The sequence below is a fragment of the Methylosinus sp. KRF6 genome (assembly GCF_018887255.1).
GTDB classification, from domain to species: Bacteria; Pseudomonadota; Alphaproteobacteria; order Rhizobiales; family Beijerinckiaceae; genus Methylosinus; species Methylosinus sporium.
Genome location: NZ_JAHLJF010000001.1, coordinates 729,752 through 750,666 on the forward strand (window position 1 = coordinate 729,752; position 20,915 = coordinate 750,666).

At 66.3% G+C, this 20,915-nt stretch carries 17 protein-coding genes; 12 read left to right on the top strand and 5 right to left on the bottom strand.

The window, feature by feature from the left end:
* The first annotated feature begins 1 nt into the window (after window position 1).
* From cobN to KP010_RS03520, 9 genes are read left to right on the top strand one after another with little or no spacing between them, the layout of a single operon-like run.
* Window positions 2-3,424: a cobaltochelatase subunit CobN gene (gene cobN / locus KP010_RS03480; protein WP_142864333.1), complete on the top strand. Its 3,423-nt coding sequence runs from the start codon at window positions 2-4 to the stop codon at window positions 3,422-3,424.
* On the top strand, window positions 3,421-4,722 hold the full coding sequence (gene cobG / locus KP010_RS03485) for a precorrin-3B synthase (protein ID WP_142864334.1): 1,302 nt from the start codon (window positions 3,421-3,423) through the stop codon (window positions 4,720-4,722). The genes cobN and cobG overlap by 4 nt, the downstream gene beginning before the upstream one ends.
* Complete coding sequence (locus KP010_RS03490; protein WP_142864335.1) at window positions 4,707-5,339, top strand: precorrin-8X methylmutase; 633 nt, start codon at window positions 4,707-4,709, stop codon at window positions 5,337-5,339. Before cobG ends, KP010_RS03490 begins: the two co-directional genes overlap by 16 nt.
* Complete coding sequence (locus tag KP010_RS03495) at window positions 5,336-6,109, top strand: precorrin-2 C(20)-methyltransferase (protein ID WP_142864336.1); 774 nt, start codon at window positions 5,336-5,338, stop codon at window positions 6,107-6,109. Before KP010_RS03490 ends, KP010_RS03495 begins: the two co-directional genes overlap by 4 nt.
* Window positions 6,106-6,873: a precorrin-3B C(17)-methyltransferase gene (gene cobJ / locus KP010_RS03500; RefSeq protein WP_108916333.1), complete on the top strand. Its 768-nt coding sequence runs from the start codon at window positions 6,106-6,108 to the stop codon at window positions 6,871-6,873. Before KP010_RS03495 ends, cobJ begins: the two co-directional genes overlap by 4 nt.
* Window positions 6,870-8,078 (top strand): precorrin-6y C5,15-methyltransferase (decarboxylating) subunit CbiE, encoded by a 1,209-nt coding sequence (gene cbiE, locus KP010_RS03505; RefSeq protein ID WP_142864337.1) that lies wholly within the window; start codon window positions 6,870-6,872, stop codon window positions 8,076-8,078. Before cobJ ends, cbiE begins: the two co-directional genes overlap by 4 nt.
* A complete protein-coding gene (locus tag KP010_RS23025) occupies window positions 8,057-8,629 on the top strand; it encodes a cobalamin biosynthesis protein (RefSeq protein ID WP_216280425.1) in 573 nt (190 codons plus the stop codon). The genes cbiE and KP010_RS23025 overlap by 22 nt, the downstream gene beginning before the upstream one ends.
* Window positions 8,626-9,393 carry a precorrin-4 C(11)-methyltransferase gene (gene cobM, locus KP010_RS03515; RefSeq protein WP_142863878.1) on the top strand — a complete coding sequence of 256 codons (768 nt, stop codon included), beginning with the start codon at window positions 8,626-8,628 and terminating at the stop codon, window positions 9,391-9,393. The genes KP010_RS23025 and cobM overlap by 4 nt, the downstream gene beginning before the upstream one ends.
* The gene (locus KP010_RS03520) at window positions 9,390-10,715 is read left to right on the top strand and encodes a cobyrinate a,c-diamide synthase (protein ID WP_216281450.1); all 1,326 of its coding nucleotides are present in this window, start codon (window positions 9,390-9,392) and stop codon (window positions 10,713-10,715) included. The genes cobM and KP010_RS03520 overlap by 4 nt, the downstream gene beginning before the upstream one ends.
* A gap of 287 nt (window positions 10,716-11,002) precedes the next feature.
* Here the strand turns inward: KP010_RS03520 and KP010_RS03525 are convergent, their stop codons facing one another.
* Window positions 11,003-12,556, bottom strand: coding sequence for a murein L,D-transpeptidase family protein (locus KP010_RS03525; protein ID WP_142863880.1), 1,554 nt, complete (start codon window positions 12,554-12,556; stop codon window positions 11,003-11,005).
* Window positions 12,557-12,805: 249 nt separating this feature from the next.
* Window positions 12,806-13,756: an acetyl-CoA carboxylase carboxyltransferase subunit alpha gene (locus KP010_RS03530; RefSeq protein WP_108916327.1), complete on the bottom strand. Its 951-nt coding sequence runs from the start codon at window positions 13,754-13,756 to the stop codon at window positions 12,806-12,808.
* A 398-nt stretch (window positions 13,757-14,154) separates the two neighbouring features.
* On the opposite strand from KP010_RS03530, the gene KP010_RS03535 reads away from it, so the two are divergent.
* Together KP010_RS03535 and KP010_RS03540 are read left to right on the top strand one after the other, a co-directional pair.
* Window positions 14,155-16,254, top strand: coding sequence for an ABC transporter ATP-binding protein/permease (locus KP010_RS03535; protein ID WP_142863881.1), 2,100 nt, complete (start codon window positions 14,155-14,157; stop codon window positions 16,252-16,254).
* Entirely contained in the window at window positions 16,251-16,946 is a 696-nt protein-coding gene (locus tag KP010_RS03540; protein ID WP_142863882.1) for an RlmE family RNA methyltransferase, read from the top strand. Before KP010_RS03535 ends, KP010_RS03540 begins: the two co-directional genes overlap by 4 nt.
* On the opposite strand, the gene KP010_RS03545 is transcribed toward KP010_RS03540, so the two are convergent.
* From KP010_RS03545 to map, 3 genes are all read right to left on the bottom strand, one after another.
* Window positions 16,943-18,349, bottom strand: a complete 1,407-nt coding sequence (locus KP010_RS03545) for a DHA2 family efflux MFS transporter permease subunit (protein ID WP_142863883.1) — start codon at window positions 18,347-18,349, stop codon at window positions 16,943-16,945. The two genes, KP010_RS03540 and KP010_RS03545, sit on opposite strands and share 4 nt — an antisense overlap.
* Before the next feature lie 67 nt (window positions 18,350-18,416).
* Window positions 18,417-19,157, bottom strand: coding sequence for a DNA repair protein RadC (radC, locus tag KP010_RS03550; RefSeq protein ID WP_108916324.1), 741 nt, complete (start codon window positions 19,155-19,157; stop codon window positions 18,417-18,419).
* On the bottom strand, window positions 19,154-20,005 hold the full coding sequence (map, locus tag KP010_RS03555; RefSeq protein WP_142863884.1) for a type I methionyl aminopeptidase: 852 nt from the start codon (window positions 20,003-20,005) through the stop codon (window positions 19,154-19,156). Before map ends, radC begins: the two co-directional genes overlap by 4 nt.
* A gap of 157 nt (window positions 20,006-20,162) precedes the next feature.
* Between map and KP010_RS03560 the strand changes: the two genes are divergently transcribed.
* A complete protein-coding gene (locus KP010_RS03560) occupies window positions 20,163-20,915 on the top strand; it encodes a molybdopterin-binding protein (protein WP_142863885.1) in 753 nt (250 codons plus the stop codon).

Genomic DNA, 20,915 nt, shown 5'->3' on the forward strand with positions numbered 1-20,915 from the left:
CATGCATCTGCTCGCGCGCGATCTCCATGGCCTCGACGATAATGAGGCGGCGGTCGACCTCGGGCAGACGCCCGCGAAGATCGTCTTCCTCTCCTTCTCCGACGCCGAGCTTTCCCTCCTCGCCGAGCTGCATGAGCAGAACGCCGCGCTTCCCTCCTTGCGCTGCGCCTCGCTCGCCAGGCTGAAGCACCCCTATTCGGTCGATCTCTATATCGACAAGGTCGCGCGTCATGCGCGGCTCGTGGTCGTCCGCCTGCTCGGCGGCAAGGATTATTGGGCCTATGGCGTCGACGAGCTCGCGACCGCAGCGAAAATGCGCGGCTTCGCGCTGGCGATCGTTCCGGGCGACATGCACAGCGATGAAAGACTGGAGCGCGCCTCCACGCTTTCTTCCGACGCGCTCACGCGCATCTGGTCCTTCTTCCGCGACGGCGGCCCGGACAATCTACGTTCCTTCCTCGGCTACGCCGCGACTCTCGCAGGAACGCCCACGCCCTGGAGCGAGAGCGCGCCCGCGCCGCTCGCCGGCCGCTGCGAACAAGCCTGCCGCACCGCCCTCGGCGCCAACCCTCCCCCTCATGCTGAGGAGGCGGCGCAGCCGCCGTCTCGAAGCACGAAGAGGACGGCTCTCCCGTCCATCGAGACGCCCGCTGCGCGGGCTCCTCAGGATGAGGGAGCCTCCGGCCAATCGAGCGGCGCACAGGCGGCGTCGGCTCCGCGCGCGCTCGTCACCTTCTATCGCTCCGCCTGGCTCGCCGGCGATTTCGCACCGATCGTCGCGCTCGCCGATACGCTGCATGACCGCGGCTTCTGCGTCGAAGCCTATTTCGTCGCCAGCCTCAAGGACGCCGCCTGCGAGACGCTGCTCGCGCAGACGATCGCAGAATTCCGTCCCGATGTGATTCTCAACGCCACCGCCTTCTCCGCGCGCACGGAAGGCGGCTCGGTGCTCGATCGCGCCGACGCGCCTGTTCTCCAAATCGCGCTCGCCACTTCGACGCGCGAAGCCTGGGAGAACTCCAAGCGCGGCGCCAATGGCGCCGATCTCGCGATGAATGTCGTGCTGCCCGAGGTGGACGGCCGCATCTTCGCCGGCGCCGTCTCGTTCAAGGCGCAAACGCGCGAACGCGCAGCGAGCGAATTCGCGGAAATCCGCCATTCGCCCGAGCCGTCGCGCATAGATCACGTCGCGGCGCTCGCCCAAAATTGGGCGCGCCTGCGCCGCCTCGGGCATAGCGAGAAAAATCTCGCGCTGGTGCTCTCCGATTATCCGGCCCGACGGGGACGCGGCGGCTATGCGATCGGCCTCGACACGCCGCAAAGCGTGATCGCCATTTGCGATCTGCTGCGCGACGCCGGTTACGAAATCGGATCTCTCGATCATGACGGCGGAGAGACGACAGCTCCCGATCTCGTCATGCGCGCGCTCGAGGACGCTGCGCATTGCGCCGAGCTGCCGCTCGCCGAATATCATCGCCTCTTCGCCACGCTGCCGGACGACTTCACGCGGCAAGTCCTCGCCGCCTGGGGCGCGCCAGAAGAAGATCCGGCGCTCGCGAAAGGCGCCTTTCGCTTTTCCTGCATAGAGACCGGCAAGCTCGTCGTCGCATTGCAGCCGGATCGCGGAAGCAGAGCCGAACGTCGCGAGACCTATCACGACGCCGAGCTCGCGCCGCGCCACGCCTATGTCGCTTTCTATCTGTGGCTCCGCCACAGTCGACGCATAGACGCGCTGATTCATCTCGGCACACATGGCACGCTGGAATGGCTGCCCGGCAAATCGGCGATGCTCGGCCCGTCTTGCGCGCCACAGGTTTTGCTCGGCGCCACGCCGCTCGTCTATCCTTTCATCGTCAATGATCCGGGCGAGGCGGCGCAAGCCAAGCGCCGCGCCGGCGCGGTGACGATCGGCCATATGACTCCGCCGCTCGTCGAAGCTGGACTCGTCGCCGAGGCGGAGGAGATAGAGAGCCTGCTCGACGAATATGCGAGCGCCGCGACTCTCGATCCACGCCGCGCCGAGCTGGTGGCGGAAACGATTCTCGATGTCGCCGAACGCAGCGGCCTCGCGCAGGACTGCGGCGTCACACGCGAGACCGATCGCGCGGAAGCATTGGCGCGGCTCGACGCCTGGCTCTGCGATGTGAAGGAAATGCGCATCGGCGATGGGCTGCACATATTCGGCGAAGGGCCATGCGGCGCAGCCGAAGCGAGCGGCTTGCTGCGTGCGCTCGCGGGCGGTTTCGTCGAGCCCGGCCCGGCTGGCGCCCCCTCGCGCGGACGCGCCGATGTTCTGCCCACAGGCCGCAATCTCTTCTGCATCGATCCGCGCCATGTTCCGACGCGCACCGCGCATGATATCGGCGCCCGCGCGGCGCGCGAGGTGATGATGCGTCATGCGCAAGAGCATGGCGAATGGCCGCGCAATATCGTGCTCGATCTCTGGGGCAGCGCGACCATCCGCACCGGCGGCGAGGATTTCGCGCAAGCGCTGGCGCTGATAGGCGTCGCGCCGCTCTGGGACAACGCCAGCGCGCGCGTCTGCGGCTTCGAGATCCTGCCGCTCGCGAGCCGCGATTTTCCACGCGTCGACGTCACGCTGCATATATCGGGGCTCTTTCGCGATATGTTCCCCGGCCTCATCGCGCTCTACCATGACGCTGTCGCAGCTGTGGCGGCGCTCGATGAAGAGGACGAGTCCAATCCGCTCGCCGCCGCTCGCCGCGCCGGCCGAGCGCTCGAGCGCGTCTTCGGCGCCGCGCAGGGAAGCTATGGCCTCGGCCTTTCCGAGGCCATCGCGCGCGGCGAGACTCGCAATGCATTGGGCCAGGCTTTTCTCATGGCGGGAGGCCATGCGGTCTCGCGCAATGGCGAGAGCGCGCCGGCGCGCGAGGCTTTCGGCGAGCGCGTCGGCGTCGCCGACGCTCTGCTGCATGTGCAGGATATGGCGGAGACGGATGTGCTCACCGGCGCCGCCTTCGCCGAATTCGAAGGCGGATTTTCCGCCGCCAACGCCGCGCTCGGCGGCTCCGCGCAGATCACGCATATCGACGCGACGCGCCCCGCAGCATTGAAGCTGCGCTCGCTCGAGCAAGAGATCGCGCGCGTCATTCGCGGTCGCGCCGCCAATCCGCGCTGGCTCGAGGGGCAGATGCGCCATGGCCATCGCGGCGCGGCGGAAATCGCCGAGACGCTCGACAATCTCTTCGCCTTCGCCGCGACGACGCCGCATGTGCGCGACGCGCAATGGGATCTCGTCTTCGATTCGACGCTCGGCGCGCCGAATGTTCGCGATTTTCTGCTCGCCGCCAATCCGCGCGCGGCGGAGGCCATTCGCGACATGTTCCAGCGCGCCATAGCGCGCGGCTTGTGGCGCACGCGGCGCAACAGCGTCGCCGCGGCGCTCGAAGGGCTTTCGCTATGACCGCCGCGCCAAAAATCCAAGGCTGGTGTCCCGGCGCGCTGCGGCCGATGCAGAGCGGCGACGGCCTTCTCTTGCGCGCGAAAACCACGCATCCGCGTCTTTCGGCGCAGCACGCGCGCGAGATCGCATCGATCGCGCGGGATTGCGGCAATGGCCTCGTCGATCTCTCGCAGCGCGCGCAATTGCAATTGCGCGGCGTGAGCGAAGAGAAGCTCGAGCAGGCGCAGAGCCGCCTCGCCGCGCTCGGACTGCTCGCCGAAGATGCGGCGACGGAGAGCCTGCTCAATTTTCTCGTCTCGCCTTTCGCCGGCGCGCAGGCGAGCGCCCTCGTCGCGCGTCTCGCGCAATCGCTCGTGAAGGACGCTGCTCTGCTGGCGTTGCCAGGAAAGTTCGGCTTTCTCGTCGATGATGGCGGCGCGCTCGGCCTTTCCGCCTCGACAATGGATATTCGCCTCGAGGCGCATGGCGACACTGTCGCCGTCATCGCCGATGGCGCGCGCGCGCGCGCTTTTCTCGCAACGCCGGAAACGGCGAGCGATGTAGCGCTCGCGCTCGCGCGTGCTTTTCTCGACTTGCGGAAAGGCCGTGAATTCGAATTGCGTCGCATGCGCAACGTCGTCGCCGCCTTCGGCCTCGAGGCGCTGGCCGAGGCGGCTGCTCTCACGCCGACGCCGTATGAATCGCTCTGTCGCGCAGCCTCTGCAGCAGAGATTTTCGGAGCGCTTCTGTCTCGTGATAGCGGGGAAAAAGGAGTGAGGGCCTTCGCCGGCATAGGCGCGCCCTCTGGACGATTGCGCGCGGATGATCTTCACGCGCTGGCGGCGCTGGCCGAAGTCCATGGCCTGAACGAGTTGCGTCTCACGCCCTGGCGCGCGCTGCTGCTGCCCTGCGCCGATCTCGATGTCGCGCAAAATATCGTCGAGGACGCGGCCGGGCGCGGCCTCGTCATTGCGGCGGATGATCCGCGCCTTTCCGTCATCGCCTGTCCCGGCGCGCCGGAATGTCCGCAGGCGCATGCGCCGACGCGTGATCTCGCCGAAATTCTCGCCCCTCTCGCGGCGCGGCTTGCGTCGAAGGGCGCGAGGCTGCACATATCGGGCTGCGCCAAGGGCTGCGCCTCTCCCGCGACGGCAAAGGTTACGCTGGTGGCGACGCCGCGAGGATTCGATCTCATCGACGATGGACGCGCGAGCGATGCGCCGACGTTGCGAGGCCTCGGCGTGAACGAGATAGAAGACGCAATGAAAGCGCGCATCGCGCTTGCCACGAGCAAGGAGCTACAATGTCCGGCGCATTGACCTACATACGCGACGGCGCCGCGATCTACGACCGCTCCTTCGCCATTATTCGCGCGGAGGCGCGGCTCGAGCGTTTCTCGCGCGAGGAGGAGCGCGTCGCAGTGCGCATCATCCATGCTTGCGGAATGGTGGAGATCGCCGACGATATCGTCTTTTCGCCCGGCTTCGCGGAAACGGCGAGCGCTGCGCTGCGCAATGGCGCGCCCATTTTCTGCGACGCCAATATGGTCGCTCACGGCGTCACCCGCGCGCGCCTGCCCGCGAATAATGAGGTGATCTGCACCCTCGCCGATCCGCGCACGCACGCGCTCGCCGAAGAGATGAAAACGACGCGCAGCGCCGCCGCGATGGAGCTGTGGCGCGAGAAGCTCTCTGGCGCCGTCGTCGCCATCGGCAATGCGCCGACCTCGCTGTTCCGACTGCTGGAGATGCTCGACGAAGGCGTAGCCCCGCCCGCTGCGGTCATCGCAATGCCGGTCGGCTTCGTCGGCGCGGCGGAATCGAAAGAGGCGGCGATCGCCGATGGGCGCGTTCCGACCGCCATAGTACGCGGACGCAAGGGCGGCAGCGCCATGGCGGCCGCTGCGATCAATGCGCTGGCGAGCGAGAACGAATGAATATCGTCGATCCGAATTTGCACGTAGATCGAGAGTCGCGCATCACGCTCGGCGTTCTGCGCGGCGTCGGCCTCGGCCCCGGCGATCCCGAGCTAATGACGCTGAGAGCGGCGCGTCAGGTGAGCGAAGCCAAGATCGTCGCCTATTTTTCCAAGCGCGGAAAGCCGAGCCATGCGCGCGCCATCGCCGCGCGCTTCATCGCGAAGGATTGCGCGGAACTTCCGCTCACCTATCCGCTGACGACCGAGATTCCCTTCGATCATCCCGATTATGTCGCCGCGCTCGCGGCATTTTATGAAGAGAGCGCGGAACGCCTCGCTCTGCATCTCTCGCTCGGCCGCGACGTCGCTCTGCTCTGCGAGGGCGATCCGATGCTCTACGGCTCCTTCATGCATCTGCAGACGCGCTTGTCGTCGCGCTTCAGCGTGGAGGTCTGCGCGGGCGTCTCCGGCATGTCTGGCTGCTTCGCCTCGGCGCGCCAGCCGATGACATGGGGCGACGATGTTCTGACCGTCATTCCCGCCACTCTGCCGCGCGAAGCGCTCGCCATGCGTCTCGCCGCCACCGATGCGGCGGTGGTGATGAAGCTCGGCGGCAATCTCGGCAAGCTGCGCCTCGCGCTCCAAGATGCGAAGCTCGCCGAGCGCGCCATCTATGTCGAGCGCGGCACGATGGCGGATGAAAAAATCATGCGCCTGACGGACAAGCGCGACGACGACGCGCCCTATTTCGCGCTCGTCCTCGTGCCCGGCGATGGACGCCGGCCATGACGCAGACAAATCGGCGCGGGCGTCTCTCCATCGTCGGTCTCGGCCCGGGCGACGCCCGCTTTCTCACATCGGAAGCGCAGCAGGCGTTGTGCGCGGCGCGCTATATCGTCGGCTATGCGCCTTATGTCGCGCGCGTTCCCGAGACGCCCGGACAAACGCGCCTCGCCAGCGACAATCGCGTCGAGATCGCGCGCGCGCAAGAGGCGCTGCGCCTCGCCGCGAGCGGATATGAGGTCGCTGTGGTGTCGGGCGGCGACCCTGGAATTTTCGCAATGGCGGCGGCCGTCTTCGAGGCGATCGACAATGGCGATCCGGCTTGGCGCGATCTCGACATCGAAGTCCTACCCGGAATTTCCGCCATGCAGGCGGCGGCGGCCCGGCTCGGCGCGCCGCTCGGCCATGATTTCTGCGTGATCTCGCTCTCCGATAATCTGAAGCCCTGGGAGACGATCGCAAATCGTCTCGAGCTGGCGGCGCGCGCCGATTTCGTCATGGCCTTCTACAATCCCGCCTCGCGCGCGCGGCCGCAGCGCATTCACGACGCATTCGCGTTGCTGCGCCGTGAATTGCCGCAGGATCGCATCGTCGTTTTCGCGAAATCCGTCGGCCGCGCCGAAGAGCAATTCATCATCACCACGCTCGGCGAAGCCGATCCGAGCGTCGTCGACATGTCGACCCTCGTGCTCATCGGCGCGAGCGGAGCCAAGCTCGTTCCACGCGACGGCGCGCGGCCTTTCGTCTACACGTCGCGGAAGGCGCCATGAGCGCGGCGCGCTGGCTCTCTTTGATCGGCATAGGCGAAGATGGGGTCGATGCGCTGTCGCCCGCCGCGCGCGCGCTCATCGCCAACGCGTCGCTGATTGTCGGCGGCGCGCGTCATCTCTCATTGATCGGCCCGCAAAAGGGCGAAACGCTGCGCTGGCCTTCGCCGCTCTCCGCCGCGATGGAGACGATTGTCGCGCATCGCGGCGCGCCGACCGCGATTCTCGCGAGCGGCGATCCTTTGTTCTTCGGCGTCGGCGATATGATCGCGCGCAATGTCGCAGCGGACGAAATTCTCTGCCTTCCGGCGCCTTCTGCTTTCGCCCTAGCCGCGGCGCGTCTCTGCTGGAGCCAGCAGGATTGCGCGCTGCTGTCGCTGCATGGCCGCGCTTTCGAGCGCGTGACGCCGCATCTTCAACCATCCCGGAAACTGCTGATCCTGTCCTGGGACGAGACGACCCCCGCGCGTCTCGCCGCGCATCTCATGACGCTCGACATGGGCGAATCGCGCATCCATGTGCTCGAACATATGGGCGGAGCGAAGGAGCGCATTCGCAGCGCGCGCGCGCAGGACTTTTCTTTTCGGGACATCGCGCCGCTCAACACCATCGCGGTCGAAGTCGTCGCAGGGCCGAATGCGCGCATTCTGCCGCTGACGCCGGGCTTGCCGGATGATTGGTTCGAGCATGACGGGCAGATCACCAAGCGCGACATTCGCGCTGTGACACTGGCGGCGCTCGCGCCGCGCCGAGGCGAATGCTTGTGGGACATAGGCGCGGGCTCCGGCTCCATCGCGATCGAATGGATGCTCGCCGATCCCGCCAATCGCGCCATTGCGATCGAGCGCAATGCGACGCGCGCCGCCCGCATCGCGCGCAACGCGGTTTCGCTCGGCGTTCCCGATCTCGCGATCGTCGAAGGCGCGGCGCCGGGAGCGCTCGCGGGATTGGCGACGCCGGATGTGGTCTTCATCGGCGGCGGCGGCGAAGCGAAGATCATAGAGGCGGCGTGGAACGCGCTGCCCATGCGCGGACGCATCGTCGCCAATGCGGTGACGATCGAGACGCAGGCGCTGCTGATCGACGCTTTCGGGCGCATGGGCGGCGAGCTGGTGAGCATTGCGATCTCGAAAGCGCGCCCGATCGGCTCCTATCACGCGCTGGAGCCGGCGCTGCCAGCGCTGCAATGGCGCGCGGTGAAGGCTTGAGCGCGCGCTACGCCATTGGCATAGGCGCGCGCAGCGGCGTGGAGGCGCGCGAGGCGGTCGCGTTGATTCAGAAAGTTTGCGAAGCCTATGTGCGCGGTCCTTCTCCCGCTTGCGGGAGAAGGTGGCCCTCGCGTCAGCGAGGGTCGGATGAGGGCTCGCCGTCGCGCCGGCGTCTCGAGGATAAGAGCGGCGCGGACCCTCATCCGACCTCGCTTCGCGAGGCCACCTTCTCCCACGAGTGGGAGAAGGAGTGGCGTGGCGAGATTGCGCTTTTTACCATCGAGTCGAAGCGGGGCGAGATCGGACTTCATGATGCGGCGCGATTGCTGAATTTGCCGCTCGTCTTTCTTCCGCTCGATGCGCTCCTCGCGCGCAAGGACGAGCTTCTCACCCGATCGCTGCGCGTGGAGGCGCTCACCGGCGTCGGCAGCGTGGCGGAGGCTGCGGCGTTGGTCGGCGCAGGGGCGGGAAGCCGTCTCTTCGGGCCGCGCCTCGCCAGCGCCGGCGTCACCTGCGCGATCGCGCGAAATGCGTTAGAGGAAGCGCCATGACCATTCACTTCATCGGCGCCGGCCCCGGCGCCGCCGATCTGCTCACTCTGCGCGGCCGCGATATTCTCGCGCGCTGCCCTGTCTGCCTCTATGCGGGCTCGCTGGTCGCGCCGGAAGTCCTCGCCCATTGCCCGCCGGACGCGCGCATCGTCGACACTGCGCCGCTCTCCCTCGACGCCATCATCGCGGAAATGCAAAAGGCCACGGAGGCCGGGCAGGATGTCGCGCGGCTGCATTCGGGCGACCTCTCGATCTGGAGCGCGGTCGGCGAGCAGACGCGGCGACTCGAGGCGCTCGGCGTTCCCTACACTATCACCCCCGGCGTGCCGGCTTTCGCCGCCGCCAGCGCCGCGCTGAAACGCGAGCTGACGCTGCCGGAAGTGGCGCAATCGGTGGTGCTGACCCGCACCTCGGGCCGCGCATCGGCCATGCCGGAGCCCGAGACGCTCGCCGCCTTTGCGGCGACGCGCGCGACCATGGCCATTCATCTCTCGATCCATGCGCTTTCGCGCGTCGTCGCCGAGCTGACGCCCTTCTATGGCGCAGACTGCCCCATAGCGCTCGTCTATCGCGCCTCCTGGGCCGACGAGCGCATCATCCGCGGAACGCTCTCCACGATCGAAGCGCTGGCCGGCGCCGCGCCCATGGAGCGCACCGCGCTCATTCTCGTCGGCGCAGCGCTGGCCTCCGAGGATTTCCGCGAAAGCGCGCTCTATGACGCGGGCTATGACCGCCGCTTCCGGCCGATGGGAGCCGGGCGCTGACCGCCCCCGGAATTCTCGTCGCCGCGCTCCGTTCCGGCGCCGGCAAGACCACTGTGACGCTCGGCCTTTTGCGCGCGCTCGCGCAGCGGGGGCTGCGTGTCTCGGGCGTCAAATGCGGGCCGGATTACATCGATCCCGCCTTTCACGCCGCCGCGACCGGACGCGAGAGCTTCAATCTCGATTCCTGGACGATGGAGACCGAACTCTTGGGCCAGCTCGCATTACGCGCTGGAGAGGAGGCCGATATCATCGTCGCGGAAGGAGCGATGGGGCTTTTCGACGGCGCCCCCGGCGCGCCGGCGCAGACCGGCGCTTCCGCCGATGTCGCCGCCTATCTCGGCTGGCCCGTGCTGCTGGTGATGGATGTTTCGGGACAGGCGCAGAGCGCCGCCGCCATAGCGCATGGCGTCGCGCTCTACGACGCGCGGGTGAAGCTCGCCGGCGTGCTGCTCAATCGCGTCGCCTCCGAGCGCCACCGCAAGCTCGCGCAGGAGGCGATCGAGGCGATCGGGATAAAAATATTCGGGGCGCTGCCGCGCGATCAGGGGATCGCTTTGCCGGAGCGCCATTTGGGCCTCGTGCAGGCCGGCGAGACGCGGGGTCTCGACACTCTTCTCGATCGGCTGGCCGAACATATCGAGTCCCATGTCGACATCGACGCGCTGATCGCCGCCGCGGCGGGCGGATCGCCCGATGTCGGCCACGCGCCTCTCGACATTCCACGGCCGCGAGGCGGACGCATCGCGGTGGCGCGGGACGAAGCTTTCTCCTTCTTCTATCCGCATCTCGCCCGCGGCTGGCGCGAGACCGGCGCCGATATCGTCTTCTTCTCGCCGCTCACCGACGAGCCGCCGCCCGAAGATTGCGACGCCTGCTGGCTGCCCGGCGGCTATCCCGAGCTTCATGCGGGCCGCCTCGCCGCGGCGCAGCGCTTTCTCGGCGGACTCCGTCGCTTCGCCGCAACGCGCCCGATCCATGGCGAGTGCGGTGGCTATATGACGCTCGGGCGGACGCTGATCGACGCCGCCGGCGCGGCTCACGAGATGGCGGGCCTGCTCGATCTGACGACGAGTTTTGCGCAGCGCAAACTTCATTTGGGCTATAGGCGCGCGCGACTCCTCGGCGATTGCGCATTGGGCGCGGCGGGCGATGCGCTCGCCGGACACGAGTTCCACTACGCGACCACCGTAAGCGAAAAGGGCCGGCCCTTTGCGATGGTTACAGACGCTTATTCGCAGGAGGAGCGGCCGGCGGGGCTGCGGGCGGGACTGGTCACGGGAAGCTTCTTCCACGCAATGACGAAAAAAAAGGGCCGCCGGTAACGCCAGCGGCCCAAGTCAAGGGAGGAAACGCCCAAGGAGGGCTACGGAGCGAGAGAAGTTCTCGCTGCGTCGCACTGTTGTATTGCTGCGGCGCACAAGTGTCAAGCGCCTTTTTGGAGGACCGCCACAATGTCGCATCGAGAGCGATATTTCGGCGGCGATTTCCGGCGCGCGGCCGCAGCGAACAGCAACGCTCGCGACGCCTTTTTCCGACGAATGCAGGCAAAATTGAGACGATCCGCTGTCAGGCGGATCGTAAGATCACAAAATCTGTGGGTTTTCTTCGATCAGGGCCGCGCGGGGACCGGCGGCAAGGCCTCGCGCAGTCCCGACGCGCCGCCCATGGCCGCCGCGACCTTGGCGCGTCGCTCGGCCCCGAGTGAGGCCTGCGGCTTTTTCGCCGGATCGGCGGCGCGATGCGACGGCAGCGACGCCGGCGCCTGAGAAGAAGTCGCGGCGGGCTTCGCCCCGCTCGACTTGGCGACGACCGCGGTCGCGATCACCGCCGGCTTGACCGAAACGGCTTTGCTGGCCTTCGTCGCCTCTGTCTTGGAAGCATCGGCTTTGACGCTGGAAACCTCCGTCTTGGCGCTCGCCTTGATCGGCTCGGTTTTGGCGACAGGCTCGCTCTGGACCGCGGGCGCGGCCGGCTGCTCCTTGGTGAGGCCGAGCAGACCGCCGATCGAATCCGTCGCGACGGCGAAAGCGCCGGCCTTGGCCGGCTCGGCCGGCGGGGCGGCTTCCGCTTGCTTCACGATCGTGGCCTCATGCGCCGCGACCTTGAACTCGGTCTCCTTCTTGGCCTTGGCTGCGCTCATGGCCGCGCTCATGGCGATGACCGGCGAACGCGACTTGCCGGTCTTCTCGTCGAGCGCGATCTCGATCGGCGCGACCAGCGCCTCGGGCCGGCTCACCTCGGCGATGCGGGCGTGGAAATCGGGATGCTGGCCGCCATCCTGATAGACGACGCGCACAGGCCGCAAGCCAGCCGCCGCCAGTTCCGCGACTTTGGCGTCGTCCGCGGCCGCCTTTTGCGCGACCTGCGCCTCGATCTCCGCATTGCGGCGCAGCGGCGGGCAGGCGGCGCTGGCGTCGAGCGGCTGGCCATTGGCCGAGGTCGCGTCGAAGACATAGCGTCGATTGCAGACGCCGACGCTCGGCTCCTTGCCGGCGACTTCGAAATGGTCGGAGCCTTCCTTCAGCTGCTTCCAAAAGCCGATATTGGGATCGAGCCTGTGCTTGGCCAGATTCTCCGCCGTCATCTTGAACGGATAGGACTGCATCTGGATCGAGCGCTGGCCATTGTTGAAGGAGGTGCGCAGGATCGCATAGATCTCGGCGATCTGCCGATCGGTCATGGAGAAGCAGCCGGCCGAGGAGCAGGCGCCATGCACCATTATCGAGCCGCCGCTATGGCCGTAGGCGCGGTCATAGGCGTTGGGATAGCCGACGTTGAAGGAGAGATAATAGGCGGAGTTCGGATTCATCTGCCCGGGGGTGATGGAATAGAACCCCTCCGGCGCCTGCCGGTCGCCCTCGCGAACCTTCGGCCCGAGCTGGCCGGACCAGCGGCACATGGGGAAGGTCTTGAGATAGGCGTAGCGCCCGTCGGGCCGCTGCTTCCAGATTTGGAACTCGGCCTCTTTTTTATAGGAGCGAATGAGGGTCGGCGATTCCTTGGTGACGCCGGCCTGCTCCATCAGCGCCAAGGTCTCGGGCGGAATGGGCGACAGCGCGCGCTGCGAGCCGGAGCCGAGATCCTCGCAGGCGGCGAGCGAAAGCGCTGCCGCGCCGACGAGCCCCCAGGGGGCGAAACGCCCGACGTTTCGGAAGAGATTCATTCTCGCCCCGTTTCTCGAGATCCGCGACCCGAGGGCGCGAATCACGCCCAGGCACGCTAGCACCACAATAGACGCCGAATTACCAACGTCTTTCTAACGCAAGAGGAAGAATAAGGCCAGAGCGTGACTGTCGCCGCCCGGCAGAGGGCGTCCGTCGCCCCCGAGGTTAACGAATGGTCGACACGACGAAACCGGCGCCGACCACGAAGTCGAGTTCGTCGAATGCTGGAGCAGGAGAATTTCGTCTGCTCAGACCTTGCGGCCGACCGAGAGAAAGCGCTCGGCGCGCGCCTCGACGATCTGCGGGCGGGAAAGATTGGCGAGGCCGGCCAGCGCATCGTCTATCCCTTCGCCGACGGCGGCGACGGCCGTCTCGGGATCGCGATGGGCGCCGCCCGGCGGCTCGGCGACGATGACGTCGATAATGCCGAATTTCAGCAGATCTTGCGCCGTGATCTTCATGCTGGTGGCGGCGTCCTGCGCCTTGGAGGAGTCGCGCCACAGAATGGAGGCGGAGGCCTCGGGCGAGGCGACCGTATAGACGGAATGCTCCAGCATCAGCACCTTGTTGCAGCTGGCGATGGCGATGGCGCCGCCAGAGCCGCCCTCGCCCACCACTACCGCCACATTGGGCACGCCGAGCGACAGCGAGACATCTATGGAGCGGGCGATGGCCTCCGCTTGGCCGCGCTGCTCGGCGTCTATGCCCGGAAAGGCGCCGAATGTGTCCACCAGCGATATGACCGGCAGGCCGAATCGGTCGGCGAGTTCCATGAGACGCGCGGCCTTGCGATAGCCCTCCGGCCGCGCCATGCCGAAATTATGCTCGAGCCGGCTCTCCGTATCGGAGCCCTTCTCCTGGCCGATGAGACAGACCGGCTCGCCGCGAAAGCGCGCGAAGCCGCCGACGATGGCCGCGTCCTCGCCGAACAGGCGGTCGCCGGCGAGCGGAGTGAACTCGCTGAACAAAAGCCGCACATAGTCGGAGAAATGCGGTCGCTGCGCATGGCGCGCGACCTGGATTTTCTGCGTCGGCGTGAGGCTGGCGTAGAGATCGGCCAGCGCCTTTTGGGCCTTGGCCTCGAGCTTGGCGAGCTCGTCGGCGATGGACACGCCGTCGCCCTTGGACAGCGCGCGCAGCTCCTCCACCTTGGTCTCCAATTCGGCGACGGGCTTTTCGAAGTCGAGATAGGAGCGCATGAGGCGAACGACACGGGATTGCGGCTCGGGAGCCTAGCGAAGCGGCGCGGAAACTGGCCGTAACGGCGCGGGAAGTCAAGAACGCGCCCCTTATCCTTGCCCGCCGAAAGCGAAAACGCCGAATTTTTTCCTCGCCTCCCGAAAGCCGACGATTTCTTCTCCGCCGGGGAGAAAGAGCGACGGTCGCCACCTCGCGCCGGCGCAGCTCGAGCAAAATCCATTCGTGGCGCAGGCGCGCGGCGCGACGCGACGATTTGCCCTTTCGCCCGAAAGCGCGCTATCGCAGGGCGAAAGCGGCGCGCCGAGCCCTGCGCCACGCCATTGGCGCAATCTCGAGATTACTGCGCCCGAATGCGACGCGACGCGCGAATGCGGCGCGACCAATGAGAGGACAGGACATGCAGAGACTCGGAGCGGCCGTCGCCGTCTTCGCGGCGCTAACGCTCGCGGCGGGCGCTCACCTCGGCGAAGCCAATCTCTTCCTCCTGGCCGCGACCGCCGGGCTCTGCGCCTTCACCACCTGGCGCAGCGCTGCAATTTCGAGCTTTCTGAAGATATTCGTCTCCATTTTCTCCGTGGAGACCATCGTCTTCGGCGGCGCGCGCCTGCTCGCGGCGGAGGGCCTATGGCCCACAGCGCTCGCCGATTATGCGCTGCCAGAGAGCCTGCCGCTCACCGTCTCCGTCTTCTCGATCGCGGTCTTCGCCGTCTCGCATGTTCCCGTCGTGCGGGAGATGACGCGCATCGCCGATCTCTATTTCGATTCGGAGGACCGCGGCGAGGCGCGCGTCCTCGGGCTCTTTCAATTCGGCGCGCGGGAGCGCAGCATCGCCGTCACGATGATCGTGCTGCTGGTGCTCATCAATCAGGGGCAGGTCGGCGTCAATGTGCGCCTGTCCTTTTTCAACCGCGACTTCTTCAACGCGATCCAGGAGAAGAACGCCGACGCCTTCTGGCGCCTGCTGCTCTACGTCTTCACGCCTTGGGCCTTCACCTACATCATCAGCGCCGTGATCGAATATGTCGTGCAATCGCTGATGATCATTCGCTGGCGGCGCTGGCTCACCGAGCATTACGTGTCCCGCTGGCTCGGCGATCACACCCATTATCGAATGGCGCTCGCCGGCAGCCAGACCGACAATCCCGACCAGCGCATCGCCGAGGATGTAAATCGCTTCATCGACGGCGGCACCGACGGCTACGGTATCTATTCCTATTCTATCCTGCTGATCCAGACGCTGAGCTCGCTCGTCTCCTTCTCCATCGTCCTCTGGGGACTTTCCGGCAATTACGCCTTTCCGGGCACCGATATTTTCATTCCGGGCTTTTTGTTCTGGGTGGCGCTGCTCTATGCGGCGGTCGGCACGGTGGTGACGCATCTTCTCGGTCGCACGCTGTCGGGCCTGTTCTTCGAGCGTCAGCATCGCGAGGCGGACTTCCGCTTCTCGCTGGCGCGCTTGCGCGAATATAGCGAGCAGGTCGCGCTGCTCAGCGGCGAGAAGGCCGAGAGATCCTCGCTGGTGAGCCGTTTCGCGGCGATCATCCTCAACTATCTGAGCATCATCACGACGCGCAAGAAGATGATCAGCTTCACGGCGACCTATGGGCAATTGTCGCCGATCATCCCCTATCTGCTCACCGCGCCCTTCTATTTCGCGGGCAAGATCAATCTCGGCGTGATGACGCAGACCGCCGGCGCCTTCGACAAGGTGCAGGATGCGCTGACCTTCTTCGTCACCTACTATACGTCGCTCGCCAATTTCAAAGCGGTGCTGGACCGCCTCGCCTCCTTCGACGAGGCGATCGAGCGCGCGGCGACCATGAGCGCCGACGCGCCGAAGATCGAGCGCGGCGCTTCTCCCGAGATCGCCATCCATGATCTCGCTCTGTCGCTTCCCGATGGGCGGCGCATCGTCGAGGCGCGCGATCTCGTGTTCCGCCCTTCCGAATCGACATTGCTGAGCGGCCCCTCGGGCTCGGGAAAGTCGACGCTGTTTCGCGCCATCGCGGGCATATGGCCCTATGGCGAGGGCCGCGTGCGCACGCCGGATGACGCCAAAGTGCTGCTGCTGCCGCAAAAGCCCTATATCCCCATCGGCACGCTGGCCGCGGCCGTCGCCTATCCGAGCGCGCCCGAATCCTTCTCTCGCCGCGCGATCGAGGAAGCGCTCGACGCCGCGCGGCTCGGGCCGTTCGTGCATCGGCTGGACGAGGAGGACGCTTGGTCGCAGCGCCTCTCCGGCGGCGAGCAGCAGCGCGTCGCCGTCGCGCGGGCGCTGCTCGCCGAGCCCGACTGGCTGTTTCTCGACGAGGCGACCTCGGCGCTGGACGAGAAGCTCGAGGGAGAGATCTACGCCATGCTGCGCGAGCGCCTGCCCAATACGACGATCGTCTCCATCGGCCATCGCTCGAGCCTGCTCGCCTTCCACCATCGCCATATCGCGATGGAGCAGGAGGCGGACGGAACCTTCGCGCCGCGCGAAGCGGTGCTGGCATGACGAAATCGGGCGCAGGGGGACGAGAAGGCGGCCGCTCGCTGAAGGAGCGCGTGAAGACCGCGAGGAAGCGCTCGCTGTCATCGACGCTCTGGCTCGAGCGCCAACTCAACGATCCCTATGTGGCGCAGGCCAAGCGCGACGGATATCGCTCGCGCGCGGCCTATAAGCTGCTGGAGATGGACGAGCGCTACAAGCTCTTCGCGCCAGGAAAGCGCATCGTCGATCTCGGCGCCGCGCCGGGCGGCTGGTCGCAGATCGCCGCGACGCGGGTGAAGTCGGCCGAGGGCAGAGGCAAGGTCGTCGGCATCGACCTCCTCGATATGGAGCCCATCGCCGGCGTCGAATTCACGGTGATGGACTTCAATGAGGAGACCGCGCCGAAGCGGATCAAGGCCATGCTCGGCGGCGGCGCCGATGGCGTGATGTCCGACATGGCCGCCAACGCCACCGGCCACAAGCAGACCGACCATTTGAAGATCGTCGCGCTCGCCGAGCTGGCCGTGGATTTCGCTCGAGATGTGCTGGCGCCCGGCGGATTCTTCGTCGCCAAAGTGCTGCAGGGCGGCACGGAGGGCCAATTGCTGGCGGCGCTGAAGCGCGATTTCGCGCAAGTGCGCCATGTGAAGCCGGCGGCGAGCCGCGCCGATTCCGCCGAGCTCTATGTGCTCGCCACCGGATTTCGCGGGGGTTAGGCCGCCCCGTCGGCCTCGATCGATTCTTTCCCTGTCAGCCTTTCGCCCGCATTCGCCGCCAGCCCGCGAAAAACGACGATCGAAGCAGCCGAGACCGCCGCGACGACGAGAAACGCCGCATCGAAATCCGCGAGCCGCAACTCGCCGCCGCCATGCAGCGCGCGCGCCGTCTCCAGCGCCGCGGCGCCGAGCGAAACGCCGGCCGAGAGCGATAATTGCTGGCCGGCAGAAGCAAAGCTCGTCGCTCTGCTCATCGCCGCATCCTCTATGTCGGCATAGCCGATCGCATTCAGCGCCGTGAATTGCAACGAGCGGAAGAAGCCGCCGGCGAGCAGCAGGCTCATGATGAGCCAATGCGGCGTCGCCGGCGTGAACAGCGCATTGAAGCAGAAGAAGCCCGCCGAGATCAACGCATTGACGATGAGCACGCGGCGAAAGCCGAAACGGTTCAGAATGGGCTGCGCCGTCGTCTTCATCGCTATGGCGCCGATTGCGGCGATGAAGGTCAGCGAGCCCGATTGAAACGCCGTGAGGCCGAAGCCGGTCTGCAACATCAGCGGTAGTAGAAACGGCGAAGCCCCGAGCCCCATGCGGAACAGAAAGCCTCCGACAATGGAGGCGTGAAAACTCGGCACGCGCAAGAGATCGAGATCGATGATCGGATGCGGCGTCCGCCGCGCATGGCGCACATAGAGGAAGAGCGCGATAACGCCCGCGGCGACGAGCCCCGCCGCCGCCGGAACTGGAACAATTCCCTGCCCCAGCGCGCCGAGCCCGAAGACGAGGCTCGACAGTCCGAAGCCCGACAGCAGAAAGCCGGTCACATCGAGCGGCGGAACACTCTCCTCGCGCAGATCTGGAATATAGCGGGTGACGAGCGTGACGCCGAGAAGGCCGATCGGCACATTGATCCAAAAAATATAGCGCCAATGGAAATAAGTGGCGATGAAGCCGCCGAGCGGCGGCCCCACCACAGGGCCGATGAGCGCCGGAATGGTGAGATAGGCGAGCGCGCGCACGAGATCGTGACGCGGCGCGACGCGCAGCAGCACGAGCCGCCCCACCGGAACCATCATCGCCCCGCCGAGCCCCTGCACGATTCGCGACGAAACGACGCCGGCCAGCGAGGTGGAGAAGCCGCAGAGAATTGAGCCGAAGGTGAAGACGAGTATCGCCACGCGAAACACCCGTCGCGCGCCATAGCGATCGGCGACCCAGCCGGAGAGTGGAATGAAGACGGCCAGCGACAGAAGATAGGAGGCGAGCGCCAGCTTCAGCGCTATGGGATCTTCATGCAGATCGGCGGCCATGGCGGGCAGCGCGGTGGCCAGCACTGTGCCGTCGAGATTCTCCATGAAGAGCGCAGTGGCGATGATGAGCGGCGTGACGGCGAAGGAAGGCAACGGACCTCTGCGATTGGCGATGACGATCGTTTATGGCGATGTTCGCTGGAATGTCGAAACGGCCGCCTCAAATGAATTTCAGCCCCTTCAAGCTCGAATGCCCATTGCGCCCGACGATCAGATGATCATGCACGGCAATGCCGAATGGCTGCGCTATGGCGATGATGTCCAGCGTCATGCGTATGTCGGCGGTGGACGGCGTCGGATCGCCGGACGGGTGATTATGCGCCAATATCAGCGCGGAAGAGCCCAATTCCAGCGCCCGCCGCACCACTTCGCGCGGATAGACGGGCGTATGATCCACCGTGCCGACGCCCTGCACCTCATCGGCGATCAGCGCATTGCGCTTGTCGAGGAAGAGAATGCGGAACTCCTCACGCTCGGCATAGGCCATGGCCGTGCGGCAATAGTCGATCACATCCATGAAGGAGCCGAGCACGGTCCGCTTCTGCAGCGCGCCGCGGGCGAGGCGCCGGGCCGAGGCCTCCATCAGCTTGATCTCGCAGATCGCCGCCTCGCCGAGCCCGTCGATCTCGCGCAGCCGCTCCGGCCGCGCCGCCGCCACCTCGGAGAATGAGCCGAAACGAGCGATCAACGCCTTGGCCAGCGGCTTGACGTCGCGCCGCGGAATGGCGCGATAGAGCACCAGCTCCAAAAGCTCGTAATCGGCGAGCGCGGCCTCGCCCGCCTCCAGGAAACGGTCGCGCAGCCTCTGCCTATGGCCATGAAAATGCGGCGCCTCCTCGCGCAGACCGTCGGCGGGTTTCTCGCCGGCCGGTCGCCGCCTGGGGACGCGCGTCTCGCTCATTCGGCGCTGGCGGCCGCGTTCGGCGAGGCTCCATTAGGATTGTCGAGCCCGGCGGGCGAAGCGGTGAAGATTTCCACCCCCGTCTCGGTCACGCCGAGCGAATGCTCGAACTGCGCCGAGAGCGAGCGATCGCGGGTGACGGCGGTCCAGCCGTCGCCGAGTATCTTCACCTGCGGCCGGCCGAGATTGATCATCGGCTCTATCGTGAAGAACATGCCGGGCCTGAGCTCCACGCCCTGGCCGGCGACGCCGTAATGCAGAATATTCGGCTCGTCGTGAAACAAACGGCCGAGCCCATGGCCGCAGAAATCGCGCACGACCGAGCAGCGCTCGGCCTCGGCGAAGCGCTGGATGGCCGCGCCTATGTCGCCCGTGGTCGCGCCGGGCTTCACCACGGCGATGCCGCGCATCAGGCTCTCATAGGTCACGTCGATGAGACGCTGGGCGCGGCGCGGCGCCTCGCCCACGGCGAACATCCGGCTCGAATCGCCATGCCAGCCGTCGACGATGAAGGTCACGTCCACATTGACGATATCACCGTCGCGCAGCGGCTTCTCGTCTGGAATGCCGTGGCAGACGACGTGATTGATCGAGGTGCAGATGGATTTGCGATAGCCGCGATAATCGAGCGGCGCGGGATAGGCGCCATTGGCTATGGCGAAGTCGAAGACGAGATCGTCCAGCGCCTTGGTGGTGACGCCGGGCTTCACATAGGGGACGAGCATATCCAGCGCCTCGGCCGTCAGCCGGCCGGCGCGACGCATCCCCTCGAAATCCTCGGGACCGTGAAGCTTGATCTGGCCGCTTTTGCGGCCCGAGCCCGCGAGATGGGACTCGACGAATGTCATGCTGCGCTCTCTGTTGTTGGCCGCCGGCTTCAGCTTATAAATTAAGAAATTGGCGCCGCAAAGCAAGATGCGCGCGGCGCGCGGCCAGCCCGCCCGCTGGCCAGGGCGGCGGCGCTGGCATAGACTTTCGGCCAGATTGTCCCCGAGGAGCGGCCAGATGGAGCGCGAAGACATAGTGACCGCCGCCGTGCTCGTGATCGGCGACGAGATCCTCTCCGGCCGCACGCAGGACCTCAATACCAATTATATCGCCAAATATCTCGGCGAATTGGGAATCGACCTGCGCGAGGTCCGCGTCGTGCCGGACATAGAGGAGGAGATCGTCGCGGCTCTGAATGCGCTTCGCTTTCGCTACGGCTATGTCTTCACCACGGGCGGGATCGGCCCCACCCATGACGACATCACCGCCGACGCCGTGGCCAAAGCCTTCGGCGTGCCGATCGGCGAGGACGAGCGCGCCATCGCCATGCTGCTGGAACGCATCGCCCTCCAGGACCTCAATCCGGCGCGCCGTCGCATGGCCCGTATTCCGCAAGGCGCGGATCTCATCGAGAACGCCATTTCCAAGGCGCCGGGCTTCATGATCGGCAATGTGATCGTCATGGCCGGCGTGCCGATCATCATGCAGGCCATGCTGGACGCCGCCGCCGGGCGCATCGTCAAGGGCGTGAAGGTGCAGGTCGCGACCGTCGACGCCCATAATATTCCCGAAGGGCGCTACGCCGCCGATCTCGAGCGCATCGCCAAGGAGCATGAACGGGTGACGGTCGGCTCGTACCCTTCCTTCTCCAGCGCCGGCGTACGCAATCAGATCGTGCTGCGCAGCCGCGACGGCGCCGAGCTCGAGGCCGCTGCGCAAAAGGTCCGCGCGCTGATCACGCATCTTTCCGCCAATGGAACGCCGATCTGA

What these genes read in the sequence shown, in the direction of transcription:
- cobN (WP_142864333.1), top strand. Translation starts at nt 2, where the DNA reads ATGCATCTGCTCGCGCGCGATCTCCATGGCCTCGACGATAATGAGGCG.
- cobG (WP_142864334.1), top strand. Translation starts at nt 3,421, where the DNA reads ATGACCGCCGCGCCAAAAATCCAAGGCTGGTGTCCCGGCGCGCTGCGG.
- KP010_RS03490 (WP_142864335.1), top strand. Translation starts at nt 4,707, where the DNA reads ATGTCCGGCGCATTGACCTACATACGCGACGGCGCCGCGATCTACGAC.
- KP010_RS03495 (WP_142864336.1), top strand. Translation starts at nt 5,336, where the DNA reads ATGAATATCGTCGATCCGAATTTGCACGTAGATCGAGAGTCGCGCATC.
- cobJ (WP_108916333.1), top strand. Translation starts at nt 6,106, where the DNA reads ATGACGCAGACAAATCGGCGCGGGCGTCTCTCCATCGTCGGTCTCGGC.
- cbiE (WP_142864337.1), top strand. Translation starts at nt 6,870, where the DNA reads ATGAGCGCGGCGCGCTGGCTCTCTTTGATCGGCATAGGCGAAGATGGG.
- KP010_RS23025 (WP_216280425.1), top strand. Translation starts at nt 8,057, where the DNA reads ATGGCGCGCGGTGAAGGCTTGAGCGCGCGCTACGCCATTGGCATAGGC.
- cobM (WP_142863878.1), top strand. Translation starts at nt 8,626, where the DNA reads ATGACCATTCACTTCATCGGCGCCGGCCCCGGCGCCGCCGATCTGCTC.
- KP010_RS03525 (WP_142863880.1), bottom strand. Translation starts at nt 12,556, where the DNA reads ATGAATCTCTTCCGAAACGTCGGGCGTTTCGCCCCCTGGGGGCTCGTC.
- KP010_RS03530 (WP_108916327.1), bottom strand. Translation starts at nt 13,756, where the DNA reads ATGCGCTCCTATCTCGACTTCGAAAAGCCCGTCGCCGAATTGGAGACC.
- KP010_RS03535 (WP_142863881.1), top strand. Translation starts at nt 14,155, where the DNA reads ATGCAGAGACTCGGAGCGGCCGTCGCCGTCTTCGCGGCGCTAACGCTC.
- KP010_RS03540 (WP_142863882.1), top strand. Translation starts at nt 16,251, where the DNA reads ATGACGAAATCGGGCGCAGGGGGACGAGAAGGCGGCCGCTCGCTGAAG.
- radC (WP_108916324.1), bottom strand. Translation starts at nt 19,157, where the DNA reads ATGAGCGAGACGCGCGTCCCCAGGCGGCGACCGGCCGGCGAGAAACCC.
- map (WP_142863884.1), bottom strand. Translation starts at nt 20,005, where the DNA reads ATGACATTCGTCGAGTCCCATCTCGCGGGCTCGGGCCGCAAAAGCGGC.
- KP010_RS03560 (WP_142863885.1), top strand. Translation starts at nt 20,163, where the DNA reads ATGGAGCGCGAAGACATAGTGACCGCCGCCGTGCTCGTGATCGGCGAC.